Source organism: Levilinea saccharolytica (assembly GCF_001306035.1).
GTDB lineage: Bacteria > Chloroflexota > Anaerolineae > Anaerolineales > Anaerolineaceae > Levilinea > Levilinea saccharolytica.
The window spans coordinates 123,843-140,553 of the sequence record NZ_LGCM01000003.1; the positions used below are offsets into that span (position 1 = coordinate 123,843).

Here is a 16,711-nt window from a genome sequence, read left to right on the forward strand (position 1 = left end):
CAGACGATGACTCACAAGAAACCATTGGACCCGAACCAGAAGCTGGATATTGAAGCCATTCTGGAAGGGTTAGAGCACTACCACCCCCAGCGCAAAGGTTGGACCTGGCGCGAAGTCCCGCCGGAAGGCGTGGATATGGGCCCGTTCCATTACCGGAACATGTCCAAGCCGTTGAAGAACAGCATCGGCTTGCCCGCCTCGAAATATTTTGACCATATTGACCCGCAGCCCAGCTGTGTGGTGACCACCGAGATCGCTTCGGGGCGCTTTGAGGACGACATCCGCCGCATGCGCATGGCAGCCTGGCACGGCGCGGACCACATCATGGTCATTCGCACCACCGGCCAAAGCCACATTGACGGCCTGCTGGAAGGCACGCCGGAGGGCGTGGGCGGGGTTCCCATCACACGCAAGCAGATCCGCGCCAGCCGCAAGGCCTGCGATATGATCGAAGAGGAAGTTGGCCGTCCGATCAACTTCCACTCCTACGTGTCCGGCGTGGCCGGGCCGGAGGTGGCGGTTTTGTTCGCGGAAGAGGGCATCAACGGCGCCCACCAGGACCCGCAGTACAACGTGCTGTACCGCAACGTGAATATGTACCGCTCGTTTGTGGACGCGGCCGAAGCCAAAAAGGTGATGGCTGGGGCGGGCATTTTCCAGATTGACGGCGCGCACAACGCCAACGCCACCGCCAAAGCCGGCTGGCTGGTGATGCCGGAATTGATGGTGCAGCACGGTATCAACTGCGCCTTTTCTACGGCGGTGGGCATGGACAAAGACCTCATCGGCCTGTCCACCGTACCGCCGGACGCGCCCCCTGCGCCCAAGCTGTGGTACGACCTGCCCTATGCTGTGGCCCTGCGCGATTTCTTCTCGGAATACAAGATGCGCGCCCAGCAGAACACGCGCTATATCGAAGCCGACATCGAAGAAGCCGTGCGCACCCACACGGTGGACACGTTGATTTCCATGCTGACCAGCGCCGACATTCAGAGCACGATCACCCCGGATGAGGGGCGCAACGTGCCCTGGCATTACAACAACGTGCGCGGCGTGCAGACCGTGAAGCAGACCTGGGCGGCGCTGGACGGGATCAAAGAGCTGCTCAGCCTGAATCACGACGGTCCGCTGGGCGAGATGGTGCGCGACTTGAAAGAACGGGCGGTGGCTTTCTTGGAAGAGGTCATCGAGACCGGCGGCTACTTTGCTGCGGTGGAACAGGGCTTCTTCGTCGATTCGGGTAAATACCCCGACCGCAACGGGGACGGCATCGCCCGCGACGGCAAAGGTGGGGTGGGGGCCGGCACGATTGTGGAGCGCGAGAGCGATTATTACGCGCCGGTGTGCAGCCATTACGGCCATAACCACCTGCCCGCGGGGGTGGAACGCGCCTGCGACCCGATCGGCGGCTGCACCCTGTGTCAGCCGGAGAAAATTGTCTACATTGACGAACTGGACCCCGAAGACAGCTGCAACGCGCGCCTGGCCGAGACCCTGCCCTACCGCAAGGGCGGCAAGGTGAAGCCAGAGGCGGAATGGGCGGGCGACGGCACGATTTTGACCCAGTTCTTTGTGCCCCTGCCGGAGGATGTGGCCGCGGTGTACGGTCTGGAAATGGCCAAGAAGCTGGGCCTGCTGGACCCCGAAGTGGTCAATTTGCAGGTGATGCACCCGGCGGAAGGCTGCTTTGTGGAAGTGAAGGGCAAGATTGGCTTTGATATTGAACTGTCTTCGCTGAAAGTGCCGGAGAAAGAAGTGATTCTGCCGGAAGAGGAGCTGCGCGAAGCGGTGAAGAAAGCCGGTGTGCGCGTGGTGGCCGCCACGGTGGGCGAAGATGAACACAGTGTGGGCCTGCGTGAGATTCTGGACATTAAGCACGGCGGCATTGAAAAATACGGCGTGAAGTATCACTACCTGGGCACTTCGGTGCCGATTGGCAAGCTGGTGGATGCGGCTATCGAGACCGGCGCGCACGCCATCCTGATTTCGACCATCATCAGCCACAACGATGTGCACCGCGCGCAGATGCGCAAACTGGCTGAGCTGTGCCAGGAGAAGGGTATCCGCGAGAAGATCATTTTGATCGCGGGCGGCACGCAGGTGAACCGTGAGATGGCCCAAGAGACCGGTCTGGACGCGACCTTTGGGCGCGGCACCAAGGGCATCCACGTGGTTAACGCCATTGTGAAGATTTTGAAGGCGCGCGGCGTTGTCTAGGCCGCCGTCCGGTGAGGGTGCAGGCGTGTCAAAGTCTGTGGATATCCTGACCATTGAAGTAGGCTCTACCATCACCAAGGTGAATGGGTTTGCGCGTCTGGCGGGGGGCGGCCTTGGGCATGTGGCTCAGGGCTTTGCCCCCACCAGCGTGGGCCAGGGGGATGTGGGCCTGGGCGTGGATCAGGCGGTGGCCGATCTGAAATCGCGCTACGGCCAGCCCCTGGGCAGCCCCGAGACCTTTGTGAACAGCTCGGCGGCGGGCGGATTGCGCATGACCGTGCACGGGCTGACCTACAGCATGACGGCGCGGGCGGCGCGCGAAGCCGCCCTGGGCGCGGGAGCCATCGTCAAGATGGTGACGGCCGGCCTGCTGGATGCCTATAACCTGGAAGAGATCCAGGATATTCACCCCAACATCATTTTGCTGGCGGGCGGGGTGGATTACGGTGAAAAAGACATTGTGCTGCGCAACGCGGAGAAGATCGCCCGGCTGGGGCTGCCGGTTCCGGTGCTGTACGCGGGCAACGTGGCCATCCGCAAGCAGATCCAGGCGATCTTTACGCAGGCGGGCATTGAGATGCTGCAGGCCGCCAACGTCTTCCCGGACGTGGATGTGCTCAATATTGAGCCGCTGCGCAAGGTGATTCAAGAGGTCTTTAACCGCCACATCATCCATGCGCCCGGCATGGCGCGCTTTGCTGAGCTGACCCAATGGGGCATTTTACCCACGCCGGGGGCGGTGCTGCGCGGGGCGGAGCTTTTTGCCGAAGCCCTGGGCGACTGCCTGGTGTTCGACGTTGGCGGCGCCACCACGGACGTGCACAGCGTGACGGACGGCAGCCGTGAATGGGCCAACAAAGCGGTGGAACCTGAACCGCGCGCCAAGCGCACGGTGGAAGGTGATTTGGGCGTGTATGTGAACGCCCACAACATCGTGGAAATGGAAGGCGACCCGGCCTGGGAGGAGCGCCTGGCCGATTTGCAGGCCATCCCCCACACCGACCGTCAGCGCGAACTGACTCGCTGGCTGTGCACTAAGGCGGTGGAGGTGGGCGTGCGGCGGCATGCGGGCGTGGTGACTAATTTATATACCACCACGGGCAAAAAGCAGATCGTGAAGGGCAAAGACCTGTCTTCGGTGCAGTGGGTGGTGGGCACTGGCGGCGCGTTGACGCGCATTGAGGGCGGCGAGCGTATCCTGCGCGCCATCTGCACCGGCCCTGGAAAACACTTGCTGCCCGCGCCGGATGCCAGAATCTTGATGGACCGCAACTACCTGTTCTCGGCGCTGGGAACGGTGGCGCAGGCCTACCCTGACGAGGTGAAAGCCACCTTCGTGCGCTGGGTGGAGGAAGACTCCTTCGCGCGCAGTGCGGTTTAAGCCCTGCGGGGTCAAGAGCAGTTTTTTATGGAGGACGGATGTACATTCGAACCCCCCGAGTTGAGATTTACCCCAAACGAATCGCGAGTAACGCTCGCTCGGTGATCGGTGAATGCCACGCGCACGGTGTGCAGGTGGCTTGTGTGACCAAGGTGAGCTGCGCCCACCCGGCGGTGGCGCGTTCGATGGAAAAGGGCGGCGCAGATATGCTGGCGGATTCGCGCATTGCCAATTTGCAGGCGCTGGCCACCACAGGAACCCGCCTGCCGATGATGATCCTGCGCATTCCTGTGCCGCGCCGGGCGCCGGACGTGGTGCGCTGCGCGGATATTTCCCTGAATTCATCGGTGGAGACCCTCCGGCAGCTTTCGGACGCAGCCGGTATGTTCGGCCTGAAACACCAGGTGGTCATCATGGTGGATTTGGGCGATTTGCGCGAGGGGGTGTGGCCGGATCACGTGGACGACGTGGTGCGCGCGGCGGGGCGGCTGCCCAACCTGGAGGTGGCGGGTTTGGGGGCGAACCTGGCATGTTACGGCGGGGTGATCCCGACCACCGAAAAGATGCAGATGCTGGTGGACATCCGCGACCACTGCCGCAAGGTGACTGGTTTGGAATTGGGGATGCTGTGCGGCGGGAACAGCGCCAATTTGCCGCTTTTGGCGGCCGGGGGTATGCCCAAAGAGATCAACGTGCTGCGGATCGGCGAAACCATCCTGCTGGGGCGGAATGTGCTGGATCGTTCCCCCTGGCCGGGGACCCGCCAGGATACCTTCCGGATTGTGGCCGAAGTGGTGGAACTGGAACGCAAGCCTTCCATCCCCATTGGCTACCGCGGGCAGGACGCCTTCGGCGGCAGCCCAGAGTTTGTGGACCGCGGGGTGCGTCTGCGTGCCATCTGCAATATCGGCCGTGAGGATGTGGTGGTGGACAACGTGTACCCCGAAGACCCCGGCATGATCGTTCTGGGGGGCAGCAGCGATCACCTGATTTTGGATGTGGAAGACGCGGCCGAGCCGGTGAAGGTGGGGGATGAAGTGGGCTTTTACCCGGGGTACGGCGCACTGCTGACAGCCAGCACCTCGGCGTATGTGCAAAAAGTGATCGTCAACGACCCGTGATCGGATCCAACGTAGAAAAAAACAAACCGTGTGGGGCTTTTCGGCCCCACACGGTTTTTGATTAGAAAGATCTACGGGTTTTGCCGTGCAGAGGCTTCTGCACAGCCGCCCGGGTTACGGAGCGATGCGGAAAGAACCCACCGCAGACCATTGGCCGTATTCACCCAGAGTGTTGAAGGTGCGCACGCGCCAGTAGTAGGTTTGGCCGCGGGTCAGGGCCGTGGTGGGGGCGTAGTACGAGCGGCGCACCCAGCCGGAAACGAAGGCGTTTTGCGGTGCGGTGAAGGTGGGATCGGTGGACCACTGCACTTCATAGCGCCAGAAGGTGGTGGAGGGCGGCAGGACAGCATCGTTCCAGTCCAGGCGCGGGCGGGTGGAGGTGACGGTGGCCCCATTGGCGGGCGAGAGCAGCGTGGGGGTGCTGGGCGGGTTGGCGGTGGTGAAGTACCAGGCAGCCGAGCAAGCCGTAGTTCCCAGGGCGTGCGAGCACACGCGCCAGTAGAAACGTGCCTTGGAAGGCAGCAGCGAAGTGAGCGTCAGGGTGGAAGCGGTGGCCTCTTGTGCGACGAAGATCTTAGTAAAACTCGCGTAGCGGGAGATCTGCAGGGTGTAGGAATCGGCCCCGGGCACATCCGACCAGTCGAAGGTGGGCGTGTTGTTCAGCAGCTTGGCTTGATGGGTGGGCGAGAACAGGGTGGGCGCGGCGTCCCCTTCGAGGATGGTGATGGTGAAGACCTGCTCAAGCGTAAGGTTGCCAGCTCCCGAATCGGTGGAGCGCACGCGGATGGACAGAGTGGGGGTGAGGGCCTGAGAGAAGACCGCGTTGGTGAAAAGCTGCCCGGCGGTGATGGTGAAGGAGGCATTATCGGTATCGCCCGCGCCCGCCACCAGGGCGTAAGTGTGGGTGTCGGCGGTGTCCGCATCGGTGGTGCTGAAATCACCGATGAGCGTGCCGGCGGGCATGAACTCCGCCACGGCAGCGGGGCTGAGGGCCAGCGCGGACGGGGCATCGTTGACGGACGCGATCGTCACGGTGACGGCGGCGGTGTTGCTGTTCACGGTCCCGTCGGAGACGCGGTAGGTGAAGCTGTCGGCGCCGAAGTAATTGGCCGCGGGGGTGTAGAGCATGGGGTTGGCCAGGGTATCCAGCGTGCCGTGAGCCGGGGCGGTGATGACCGAGAGGGTCAGCGGGTCGCCGTCAATATCGGAGCACAGGTGTGCCCAGGGGGCGGGTACATCCTCGTCCGTGGCAAGGGAGGCGTTTTGGCAGGTGGGAGCGTCGTTGACCGGAGTCACCCTCAGGGTGACCACAGCGGTGGAGCCGTCGGCCTCAGCGTCTTTGACCTGGTAGGAGAAGCTGTCTTCACCGTTGAAGTTGGCGTCGGGCAGATAGGTGAAGGAGCCGTCCGCGTTGAAATTCAAATCGCCGTGCGCGGGGTCGGTGACCTTGAGCGCGGAGAGCACATCTCCGGCGTCGGGGTCGGTATCATTGCTGAGCACGCCCTGGGCGGCGGGCACCGTCAGGAGGGTGTCTTCCGCGGTGCTGTAGGCATCCACCACAGCGGTGGGGGCCTGGTTCGAGGAGCCGATGGAGATTGCTACCGCGGCCGAATCCGTGCCGCCGTGGCCGTCAGAAATGGTGTATCCGAAGGAATCCGAGCCGAAGGTGTTAGCGGGCGGGGTGTATAGACAGGTGTCGGTGCAAGACACGGTTCCGCCCAGGGGCGTGAGCGCGTCGTAGGCGCTGATGGTCAGGGTGTCGCCGTCCACATCCGTGTCGTTGTTCAGTACGCTGATGTCCACCGAGCCGTTTTCAAGCACCGAAGCGGTGTCGTCCTGTGCGTCGGGCGGATCGTTGACCGGCAGGACGGTGATCGTAACCGTGGCAATGTTGGAATCCAGCCCGCCGTCGTTGGCTTTGAAGGTGAAGGAATCACCGCCGTGGTAGTTCAGGTCGGGGGTGTAGGTGAGCACGGGAGCCGAGCCGCTGAGCTGGCCGTGGGCAGGCGGGGTGACCACCGCGTAGGTCAGCGCAGAACCTTCTGTGTCTGTGGCGGTCAGGGTGATCTCGATCGCTGTATCTTCATTGATCTGAACACCCTGACCCTGAGCCACTGGGGGATCGTTGACAGGATGGACGGTGATGGTGACAGTGGCGGTATTGGAAAGGGCCGTGCCGTCAGAAGCGCGATAGGTGAACGTATCCGATCCGGAATAGTTGGCGCCCGGCTGATAGGTGAAGCTGCCGTTGGCGGCCAGCGAGAGAGTTCCGTGGCTGACGTCGGCCATCAGCTGCACAGTGAGCGGGTCGCTGTCTTCGTCGCTGTCGTTGCCCAGAACCCCTGGGGCCGAAATGGACAGGAGCAAATCCTCATCCACAGCGTAGCTGTCATCCACGGCGACGGGGGCGGAGTTGCCCTTGGTGACGGTGATGGAAACCGTGGCAGGCGTTGAATCCAGGGCACCGTCGTTGACTTTGAAGGTGAAGGAATCTTCGCCGTAGTAATTGAAGCTTGGGGTATAGGTGAGGTTGGGCGCCGTGCCGCTGAGCTGCCCATGCGCAGGCGGGGTGACCACCGCATAGGTCAACGCTGAGCCTTCCACATCCGAGCCGGTGAGGGTGACGGCTTTGGCGGTGTTTTCCACCGTGGAAACGCTCTGCGCATTGGCTGTGGGGGCGTCATTGACGGCTGTGACCGTCAGGGTGACGGTGGCCACGTTGGAGTAGGCCTGGCCATCGAAATCGCGGTAGGTGAAGCTGTCTGTGCCGTTGAAGTTGAGATCCGGCAGATAGGTGAAGGCCCCATTTATGTTCAGGTTGAGCGTCCCGTGCGTGACGTCTGTCACCAGTTCGGTGGGGATCAGATCGCCGTCAACGTCATTGTCGTTGAGCAGCAGGCCCTGCAGGAAGGGCACGTCCAGCAGGGTGTCTTCTGCGGTGGTGTAGGCGTCATCGCGGGCAAAGGGCGGTGTGTTGGTGGGAATTTCGCTGTATTGAACGGAAACGGTGTGGTCGGCGGCAGGCATGACCAGGGTGTTGGTGTTGGCGGTGCTGGCGTTGTTAGCAGTTCCCGTCCAGCCGCTGATCTGCCAACCAGAAGTAGGGACGGCGCCGCTGAGGGTGATGTTTTCACCAGACACGTATTTCCCGTTTTCAGCACAGGCCGCGGATTTGAGCGGCGCTGCGCTGGGGTTGCTGCCGCTGCCGGTATGCGAAAGGGTCAGCGTGTAACAGGTCGCGGTGGGGGCGTAGGTGGCGTTGACGGTCAGGTCTGTGGTGACGTTCGTGAAAGTCTTATCCCAGCCGGTGAAATTCCAGCCGCTCTCAACCGTGAAGGTCGGAGCGACTGCCGCCCCGCCGTGGACAACCGTCTGGACGAGATCGCCGCCGGTCAGGGTGCCGTGCGTGCCGAGATTGAAGGTGACGGTATGGGTGACGATGGCCGCCCATTGGGCGTAGAGGGTGACATCTGCTGTGAAGGCATAAATCGCACCGTCCGCGTAACTGGTGCCCGTCCCTCCAGCATTCGTGTTCCAGCCGCTGAAGGTGAAGCCCGAGCGCGTGAAGGCGTTGGGCGTCAGCGGCGTTGCGGTATTGGCAACCTGCGGCGACATCGTGCCGCTGCCGCCGTTGGCATCGAAGGTCACGGTGTGGCTTGGCCCGACGGTGCCGGTGATAAAGCTCCAGGTGGGACTGTCGGTGGAGGCAGCGCCGTCACTGGCTGCGGCATACCACTCGTACTCGGTGTTATTCGTCCGTCCGTTCCAGACAATGGAGGCGCTGCCGCCGTTGGCGACATCTTCCACGGTGCCGAGCGGAGTGAAGCTCGCGGCGGCGCCGTTGGGCATATCATAAGCGATTTCGAACTGTTCGTAGTTGCTCGTGTTGGTGAGATAGGTGCTCACATACGGCGAGTAGATCGAGGCGTAGATTTTATCATTGGACGGGGAGAACCTGAGTTTGCGCAGGTAAGCGTTGCCACCATTGGGGTAATCCTGGTAATCCGTCAACAGGATGTGGATGGTGTGGCCGTCATCCCCAAGTTCTGCGCGATAAGCCGAGCCGTCGCTGGCTGTGTGCATATGCCCGCACAACATCAGGAACAGATTGGGATTGTCTTTGAGCGCAGTGAAGGGAGCCTGGTTATTCCAGGAGTTATCGGTATTGAGGATGTCATGCTTGACAACGATGCCGCGGCGAGTGGGATTGGCCTTCAAGAGAGCATCCGCCCAATCATAGTGGGCTGTCGTGGAGCCGTATTGCAAGTTGATGATGATGAAGTCCATGCCAGATGCGCTGAAGAATGTGTAGTTGTTCTCATTCTGGTCGGACGCATAAGAGTCTTGATAGGAGGGGCTTGCACTAAAGCGGCTGGGGCCGAAGTAGGTGTTGTACGAGCCGTAGAGGTCGTGGTTGCCAGGGCCAACACTATACGGGATGCCTGCAGAGTCCAAAATATCCAATGCGGTATCCACGCGCCCCCATTCAGTGGCGCTGCTTGCCGTGTTGACCAGGTCACCCGTATGGGTGGCAAAGACGATATTTTCGGCTGTTTTGTTATCCGCAATCCATTGAGTCATCGAGTTCAAGACTGTCGGATAACTCGTGGTCATATTCTGGGTATCCGGGATGACAATCAGGGTGAAGTCCTCACCGGAACTGGTCGCCCCGGCTTCGCGGCCGTAGAAAGTGACATCCAGGGTGTCGGCTACATCGGGATCGCTGACGGTCACTTCGAGGGTCGGTGAGGTAGAGACACCGGTGGCATTGTCGGTTGGCTGCACCAGCACGGGCTGGTTCGGCGCTGCGTTGATGGGGAGCAGGCTGAAATTGGCTTGGACGGACTTGTTCGCATTCATGGTGAGCGACCAGGTACCGTTGCCGTTATTGGAGAGGTCAGCGGCATTCGCGCCGCTCCAGGAGGCGAAGGTGTAACCGCTGCTCGGGATTGGGGTCAGGGTCACAACCGTGTTTTCAGCATAGACACCGCCCGCCGGGTTGAGTGTGACTGTCCCGTGGCCGTCATTGGCCGCTGTCAGTGTGTAGGTTATCCCTGAATCAACGCAGTAGCTCAAGACGAGGGCAGGGCGGTTCGCTTCGGTAGGATTATCCCGGGTTGCGAACTGAACATCTGTGGAGCCTGTTGAGTAATTTTGGATGGTCAGACCGTAGTTCGGAATTGAGCCGTCGATCCACCCCTGTACAACATCCAGGCCGTCCGTGTTTAGCGCGACCGTTTTGCTGCCGGTGGTAGAGAAGGAGGATGATCCGGCTCCCCACAGATTGGTGTTAAAGCGGTCCGAAGTGGTATTGGCAGCGCCATTCGTTCCCCAGGCGTTCGTGCCGTCATAGGTCTGCCAGGTAGCACCGTCCCCGGTTGCCGAACCTGAACCGGTGCCTTCTGCCCAGGCGCGGCGCATATTGTACAGGTTGAAGGTTGCAGACCCGGCAGTGCTTACGTTGAGCTTTAAACTGGCAGCCGAAACGACCGCGTTGGCCGGGATGCTGCTCAGGTCCCAACGCAGCAGGGAGCCTCGACCTTGCGAAGTTCCCAGGGTTACCCGCATGTATGTCTGGGCGCCGTAGTTGTTTGTGTTGTTAAACCCGCTCATGTAGGTATCCGCTGTAGTGACGAAGGCCTTATTTTCATAGCAGATTTGATTGGATACCTGACCGCTGACTGCCAAATCCACTTCGGTTGCGCCGCCGCCTGTATGGGTGATATTCCCGCTGAAATCACCCACGGTCGGGCTGAACAGGTGGACGTAAATGGGGGTGGATGTGATTGTCCCGCCAGATGGGGTCAGTGTCAGCGCGGAAGTATAGGTGCTGCCATCCGTTGAAATCTGGAAGCCGGTCGGCGCGGTGATGGTCACGTTGCCGGTCAAGTTGCTGCCAGAGACCGTGTAGGTTTGTGCAGTGGAAGCCGTGCCCGGAGTGGTGCTGAAGGCGCTCAGCGTGCCGCTGGTGGTGATGGTGGGGGTCGTGGGGATGGAACCTTCCTCCGCCAGCATGAAGACACTCATGCCATAGGCCTGATAATTGCTCGGATAATCTGCGCGAACTTTAAAATCGCCATCCGAGCCAGGCTGAATGCCGGTCCAACGGGCCACGTACCCGTTGACTCTGTTGTAGCCGGTCACAAAAGACACAGATTCATTGCTGATGACGGTCACGCCGCTCGTACTGGCATTGGTGGCACCAGAGATATCCGAGATCGTGTATCGGGAAATTCTGGTTGTGTAGGAACTGTCATCGCGATTAGCGGTCGTGGCAAATGTATAGGTTTTCGCGGGGTCAAGTCCGGAGATCGTCAGGTCAATATACCAGCCCGTGTTGCTGCCGTAATTGACGCTGCCCGTCATATTGGCTTTGCCGTTGAATGTCTCGTAGGCATCGGTACCGCTGTTGGTGTTGGCGCCGTTGGTGCCATAAATGGTTGGGCTGCCAGATGATGTAAAGGCTGCCGTTATCCCGGTCAAGGTTGCGCCCGTGTCGAAATTTTTCAAGGTTCCTGTGCCTGAAACGCCCAGGATATTGGTTGTATTTGTGATCGAGTTTGTGCCCGCACAGTCGTTATATGCGACCCAGGTGTAGGATGCTGCCTGTGCTGGCTGGGGCGGCAGCATCCCAACCAGCGAGATCAGAAAGATCAGGATCATGGATACCTGTCTGATTCTGGTCAAACCCATGCGAATCGATGACGTATTCCAACTTGAACAAGTGGAAAACAACGTGTTCCTGGTCATAGCATCCTCCCAATGGAATTCAATTGAACTTCCCGGTTATTGTCTGGTGCCCCCCAACCGAGTTATGTCCGGTTCAAGGCAAACAAAAAAGCGAAAACAGCCTGTGGCCGGTTTCGCTTTCTGCTCGTCGAAGGGTTGTATGGGCATCACCCCAAACTGCGACCAATTGACCTTCGAGTCAACACATCCACAAAAATTACCCACCTATGTGAATTATTTAGTTATTTAGTAAATAATTGCCTGTGTAATTTATAGCACGAGAATTTTGCAGAGTCAATAAGGAAATTTCGACACAAACGAGATGGAGCAGCAGGAGGGGGATCCCTCTGAGGTGAGCTCGGCGCTCAACACAGCTGGGTGAAGATAACGATACCCCCGTTCATTGGGACGCACGGTTCTCTTGAACGGGGGTAGATTCTGAAAGCGTTGGGGCGTAAAAGGCTTAGCGTTCGCAGGTGAAATTCTCGACGAATTTCACCTTCCATCCATCCGCTTTGCGCGCCAGCAGGTAATGGTCCACACTGCCCTGGGTGAACACCTGCCGCCCATCTTCATAGGTATACACCCATTTCTCAAAGGTAAAAACCTCGGCTTCGTCGGGGGTGGTGAGGTGAAACGCCAGGAAGTCGCAGGAGACCAGGTTGAGCGATTGGATGTGGCTGCCGCGCCAGCCCAGAAACTTTTTCTGCATGTTGGCATAGCCTGCTGCGGTGCAGACAGCCGCCAAAGCCTGCACCCCGCCAGCGGCGAAAGACCCCTCGACCCCCAGGTTAAAGGTTTGGATCAGGGCTTTGACAGCCGAGTCGGTCTCCAGCCAGGCGCGGGTGGTTTCATCGGCGGCTTGCAGGGCCTGTACCAGGGCATTGGTGGTGTTGGTGGGAAAGCGAGCATCCATGCGCGGGATTCCTTTTTACGATTTAGGTTCAGGCGGTGAGCGAGGCGAAGAGGGTTTCGGGCATGGCGGCCAACCCGATGACGGTGGGACCAGCGTGCGCGCCCAACACGGTGGTGACGGCCACCAGGTCCTGTTCCACGCAGTCCAGCGATTGACGGATGGCTTTGCGCAGGGTTTCAACGCCGGGGAGGTTATCGCCGTGCATGACCTGCATGCGCAGCTTTTGAGAACCAAAGCGAGCGGTGACCAGGTCTACCATGCGCTGCGCCATTTTGTTCTCGGTCATGGCCTGGCCCACGTTCTTATAGCGCCCGTCGGCGTCATTCATGCTGATGATGGGCTTGACATGCAGAATGGAGGCGACGATGCCTTTCAGATGGCTGACGCGGCCGGAATTGATCAGATGGCGCAGGTCGCTGAAACCCACCATGGTGAACGTGTTGGCTTTGACCTGTTCCACAGCCTGCAAAATGCGTTCCAGGGGCCATTGGGCCAGGGCGCCGCGCGCGGCAATTTCCACAATCCAACCCAGGGCCGGGCCGACCGTGCGCGAATCGAGCACGGTGATTTTTTGGTTGGGCAGCAGGTGGGCGGCGCTGGCGGCGGAGGAATAGGCCCCGCTGAGGCCGGAGGACAGGCTGATGGTGAGGATTTCTTCATCGGCATGCTGTTCAAACAGAGATACGTAATCCCCAACCGAAGGCTGCGAGGTGGTGGTGAATTCGTTGGGGTATTCGGTGTAGAGCTTGTATAAATCTTTTGGGTAAATATCCACCCCGTCGCGGTAGGTTTTGCCCATGAAGGTCAAATGGAAAGGCACCACCTGAACTTTCAGCTGCGCCGCTTTTTCGGGAGAGAGGTTGGCCGCTGAGTCGGTGAATATAATCATGGTGTACTCCTAGTGAATAAGAAAGACAGAAATCGCCGGATGAAAACGCCTCTGGCGGCCAATGTTGACACTTTCCATTATAGTGTACTTTTGTCCGATTGGGCGATGTTCGCTGCTGCCGGGGAGCCACCTTACAAAAAAGCCAGGTGAGGCTGAACGCTCACCTGGCCGGGACGGCGGGTATGGGGGGATCAATCCAGCCGGATGCGCGGGTCGAGGATCACATAGGTAATGTCCACGCTCAGGTTGGCCAGGGCCACCAAGAGGGCGTAGATCAGGGTGGTGCCCATGATCATCGAGTAATCGCGCTGGCTGATGGCGGTGACGTAGGCGCGCCCCATACCCGGAAAACCGAACATGGTTTCGATGATGAATGAGCCTGTGACCAGCCCCGCCAGCGCCGGGCCGAGCAGCGTGACCACGGGGATGAGCGAATTGCGCAGGATGTGGCGGACAACCACCAGGAATTCACCCAGCCCTTTGGCACGGGCGGTGCGGACATAATCCTGACGCAGGACTTCCAGGACTGAAGCGCGGGTGAGGCGGGTGGTGTTGGCCATGGTGCCGAAGCCGAGGATGACGGCGGGCAGCACCCACACGGATACGTCATCCCAAGTTTTCGGGATAATTTTAATCCAGTGCAGCCACGAGGCGAAGATGATGATCAGGAAAATGGCGATGACGAAGCTGGGCACAGAAATGCCCAATGTGGCCACAAACAGGCTGGCATAATCGATGATGGTATTTTGCTTGAGGGCCGAGATGACCCCGGCGGGGATGCCAAAGAAAATGGCAAAACTGAGAGCCAGAATTCCCAGGCGCAGGGAATAGCCAAAGCGGCTGTAGAAGAAGTTTTTGTCTTCGGGAGGCATAAAGAGGATGTCTTGAATGCTCATACCGCGCAGACGATAGGAAGGGCCCATATCAGCGCAGATCAAACCGCAGTCAAAAGAGCCGTCTTTGCGGAAATCACCGATCATGTAGGCCAGGAACTGCCGCCAAAGGGGCTTATCCAGGCCGTAATATTCGTTCAGGCGTTTCTGGGTGTTGGCGTCCACCTGGCGCGCGCTCAGGTCGCGGTCCCAGGGGCCGCCCGGGGCGCTGTGCATGAGGATGAAGGTGATCCCGGAGACCACGATGATGACGGGGATTAACCACAGGAGCCGACGCATAATGTAACGAGACATAGGCACTCACCGGAAGAGAGGATGGAAATCTCGATGCTCATGCATCTGTAGGCCTGATTGTACAACGAGACGAGGAAATGCAACAGGAAACCTGGATGGGAATTTTAACTGCGGTGAGGCTGTTGAGGCCCCGGCTGATTCAACACAGCGCCCTGTTCAGGGTTGCTCGCTGAACAGGGCGCCGATCGATTCTGCCGTATCCGGGGGGCAGATGGACACCCCACGGTTGGGTTTTACTCTTTTACAACCCCGTTGATAAAATCTTCGGTCATCTGGTGGGCCAGATCATCTTTATATTGGCGCGGGGGCGACTTCATGAAGTAGGAGGCCGGCGCATACACCGGGCCGCTGACGCCGCGTTCCATGGCCAGCTTGATGCAGCGGATGGCGTCAATCACCACACCGGCCGAGTTGGGCGAATCCCACACTTCGAGCTTGCATTCCACATTCAGCGGCACGTCGCCAAAGGTGGTGCCTTCCATGCGGATGTAGCAGAACTTGCGGTCGGTCAGCCAGGGAACGTAATCGCTGGGGCCGACATGGACGTCGTCAGCGTTCAGCTCATAGGGCATCATGCTGGTGACAGCGTTGGTTTTGGAAATCTTCTTGGATTCCAGGCGTTCGCGTTCCAGCATGTTCATGAAATCGGTGTTGCCGCCGAAGTTGAGCTGGTAGGTGTGGTCAAGACGCACGCCGCGGTCTACAAACAGGCTGGTCAGCACGCGGTGCGTGATGGTGGCGCCGACCTGACTCTTGATGTCATCCCCAATGATGGGCAGGCCGTGCTGGCGGAAACGATCCGCCCAGTATTCGGAGCTGGCGATGAACACAGGGATGCAGTTGATGAAGCCGCAGCCGGCCTCCAACACCTGTTCCACATACCATTTGGTGGCCATTTCTGAGCCGACCGGCAGGTAGTTGATGACCACATCCGTTTTGGTTTCTTTCAGAATGCCGACAATATCGGCGGTGGGGCCGGGGGCTTTTTTGACAATTTGCGAAAGGTATTTGCCCAAGCCGTCGTGGGTCATGCCGCGGTACACCGGAGCGTTCAGATGGGGCACATCGCTGAATTTGTAGGTATTGTTGGGGTAGGCAAAAACAGCCTCGGAGAGATCTTTGCCGACCTTGGTATCCACCACGTCGAATGCGGCGGTGAACTCGATATCGTTGATATGATACCCGCCCAGGTTGACGTGCATCACGCCCGGTACACGATCGGCCTCATTGGCGTTTTTGTAATACTGGATCCCTTGAACCAGGGAGGACGCACAATTTCCTACGCCGATAATGGCTACCCGGATTTTCTTATTTGTTCCCATTCGCAAGTCTCCTTGAAAAGATGTTTTTGAACTATTCTACAGATGAACTTTGGTTAATACCAGGAACACGCGAACCTTGCCTGCCAGCCAATGCATCCCAAGGGGGTGAGGCATGGCATCAGAACCGCTTAACTTTAACATAATTTCCGCCGTTTGACCCTATCTTTAACAATGCAGTTTCTACACTTTCGCGCGGAAAGGAGGGACTCATTCTGAAAGCCCCCACCCAACCGGGGCGCTGCCTACTTTTGAGGGACGGGCGGGTGCTCGCTGAGCCATTGATGCAGCTTGTCCCAATCGCTTTCGGCGGCGAAGAAAGCCCGCGGAAAGACCACCATGACCCCTTCACGGCTGAGCAGGGTGGTTAACTGCGGGCTGCGGGCGGTGCGCGCCACCTGATCCCAGGGCAGAGACAGTTCCAGCTTGCCGAAGTGGGCCTGAACCCCGGCGGTGGTGATCAACCCGCGCACCTTGGGGGAGGTTTGCAGCATGTTCCACAGCCGTTTGGCCGTGCGCTGGTTTACCCACACCGGCCGCAGCAGGATGTAGAGCAGGGCTGCCAGCCACAGCACCAGCCGCAGGCCGTTGTTGGCGCGGTTTTCGGGCTGCTCGAACAGCAAAATGACCGTGCCCACCGCCGCCGCTGCCAGGAGCAGGCATAAAAACCCGGTGAGCACGCGGCGGTTAAGGCTGGGGCGGTGGGTGAGGGCCACGGCCTGACGGATGAGGGGCAGGTCAAAGGTTCCAGCGTAGCGAATTTCCATCATGAGGCTCCTGGGGGCGGGTTCTGCCGTAGGATTGTATCACGCGGGCGGAAAAAACGGGGAGTGGCTAGAAACTGGGCTAAAATAAAGACATGATCAGATGCCCCCAATGTCAGCGAACAGAACGCCAAAACCGAGCTGGAAAAACAGACAGCGGCAGCCAGCGCTATCGCTGCATGTTCTGC

10 protein-coding genes are annotated in these 16,711 nt (G+C 59.5%); 4 read left to right on the forward strand and 6 right to left on the reverse strand.

What is annotated here, in order from left to right; genetic code table 11:
* The first annotated feature begins 6 nt into the window (after positions 1-6).
* Genes oraE through ADN01_RS01375 form a run of 3 tightly spaced genes read left to right on the forward strand, consistent with a single transcriptional unit; the run spans position 7 to position 4,719 of the window.
* Positions 7-2,217 (forward strand): D-ornithine 4,5-aminomutase subunit OraE, encoded by a 2,211-nt coding sequence (oraE, locus tag ADN01_RS01365; RefSeq protein ID WP_062419377.1) that lies wholly within the window; start codon positions 7-9, stop codon positions 2,215-2,217.
* A gap of 25 nt (positions 2,218-2,242) precedes the next feature.
* A complete protein-coding gene (locus ADN01_RS01370; RefSeq protein ID WP_062419376.1) occupies positions 2,243-3,598 on the forward strand; it encodes a glutamate mutase L in 1,356 nt (451 codons plus the stop codon).
* A gap of 38 nt (positions 3,599-3,636) precedes the next feature.
* The gene (locus ADN01_RS01375; protein WP_062419375.1) at positions 3,637-4,719 is read left to right on the forward strand and encodes an alanine racemase; all 1,083 of its coding nucleotides are present in this window, start codon (positions 3,637-3,639) and stop codon (positions 4,717-4,719) included.
* Positions 4,720-4,833: 114 nt separating this feature from the next.
* On the opposite strand, the gene ADN01_RS01380 is transcribed toward ADN01_RS01375, so the two are convergent.
* The 6 genes from ADN01_RS01380 to ADN01_RS01405 all read right to left on the reverse strand — a co-directional run bounded on the left by ADN01_RS01380 (position 4,834) and on the right by ADN01_RS01405 (position 16,529).
* Entirely contained in the window at positions 4,834-11,382 is a 6,549-nt protein-coding gene (locus ADN01_RS01380) for a tandem-95 repeat protein (RefSeq protein ID WP_062419374.1), read from the reverse strand.
* A 529-nt stretch (positions 11,383-11,911) separates the two neighbouring features.
* Positions 11,912-12,364 (reverse strand): hypothetical protein, encoded by a 453-nt coding sequence (locus tag ADN01_RS01385; protein WP_062419373.1) that lies wholly within the window; start codon positions 12,362-12,364, stop codon positions 11,912-11,914.
* A gap of 28 nt (positions 12,365-12,392) precedes the next feature.
* Positions 12,393-13,253, reverse strand: coding sequence for a DegV family protein (locus ADN01_RS01390; protein ID WP_062419372.1), 861 nt, complete (start codon positions 13,251-13,253; stop codon positions 12,393-12,395).
* Between the two features lie 191 nt (positions 13,254-13,444).
* The gene (locus ADN01_RS01395) at positions 13,445-14,440 is read right to left on the reverse strand and encodes an ABC transporter permease (RefSeq protein WP_062419371.1); all 996 of its coding nucleotides are present in this window, start codon (positions 14,438-14,440) and stop codon (positions 13,445-13,447) included.
* A 233-nt stretch (positions 14,441-14,673) separates the two neighbouring features.
* Positions 14,674-15,762: an inositol-3-phosphate synthase gene (locus tag ADN01_RS01400; protein WP_062419370.1), complete on the reverse strand. Its 1,089-nt coding sequence runs from the start codon at positions 15,760-15,762 to the stop codon at positions 14,674-14,676.
* 242 nt (positions 15,763-16,004) lie between these two features.
* Positions 16,005-16,529 (reverse strand): hypothetical protein, encoded by a 525-nt coding sequence (locus ADN01_RS01405; RefSeq protein ID WP_160318350.1) that lies wholly within the window; start codon positions 16,527-16,529, stop codon positions 16,005-16,007.
* An 89-nt stretch (positions 16,530-16,618) separates the two neighbouring features.
* On the opposite strand from ADN01_RS01405, the gene ADN01_RS20285 reads away from it, so the two are divergent.
* The coding region (locus ADN01_RS20285) for an IS1 family transposase (RefSeq protein ID WP_407936231.1) at positions 16,619-16,711 on the forward strand (93 nt) is incomplete at its 3' end.

Bases quoted from the DNA above. Each gene is read 5' to 3' on its own strand.
- oraE (WP_062419377.1), top strand. From the start codon at position 7: ATGACTCACAAGAAACCATTGGACCCGAACCAGAAGCTGGATATTGAA.
- ADN01_RS01375 (WP_062419375.1), top strand. From the start codon at position 3,637: ATGTACATTCGAACCCCCCGAGTTGAGATTTACCCCAAACGAATCGCG.
- ADN01_RS01380 (WP_062419374.1), bottom strand. From the start codon at position 11,382: ATGATCCTGATCTTTCTGATCTCGCTGGTTGGGATGCTGCCGCCCCAG.
- ADN01_RS01385 (WP_062419373.1), bottom strand. From the start codon at position 12,364: ATGGATGCTCGCTTTCCCACCAACACCACCAATGCCCTGGTACAGGCC.
- ADN01_RS01390 (WP_062419372.1), bottom strand. From the start codon at position 13,253: ATGATTATATTCACCGACTCAGCGGCCAACCTCTCTCCCGAAAAAGCG.
- ADN01_RS01395 (WP_062419371.1), bottom strand. From the start codon at position 14,440: ATGTCTCGTTACATTATGCGTCGGCTCCTGTGGTTAATCCCCGTCATC.
- ADN01_RS01400 (WP_062419370.1), bottom strand. From the start codon at position 15,762: ATGGGAACAAATAAGAAAATCCGGGTAGCCATTATCGGCGTAGGAAAT.
- ADN01_RS01405 (WP_160318350.1), bottom strand. From the start codon at position 16,529: ATGATGGAAATTCGCTACGCTGGAACCTTTGACCTGCCCCTCATCCGT.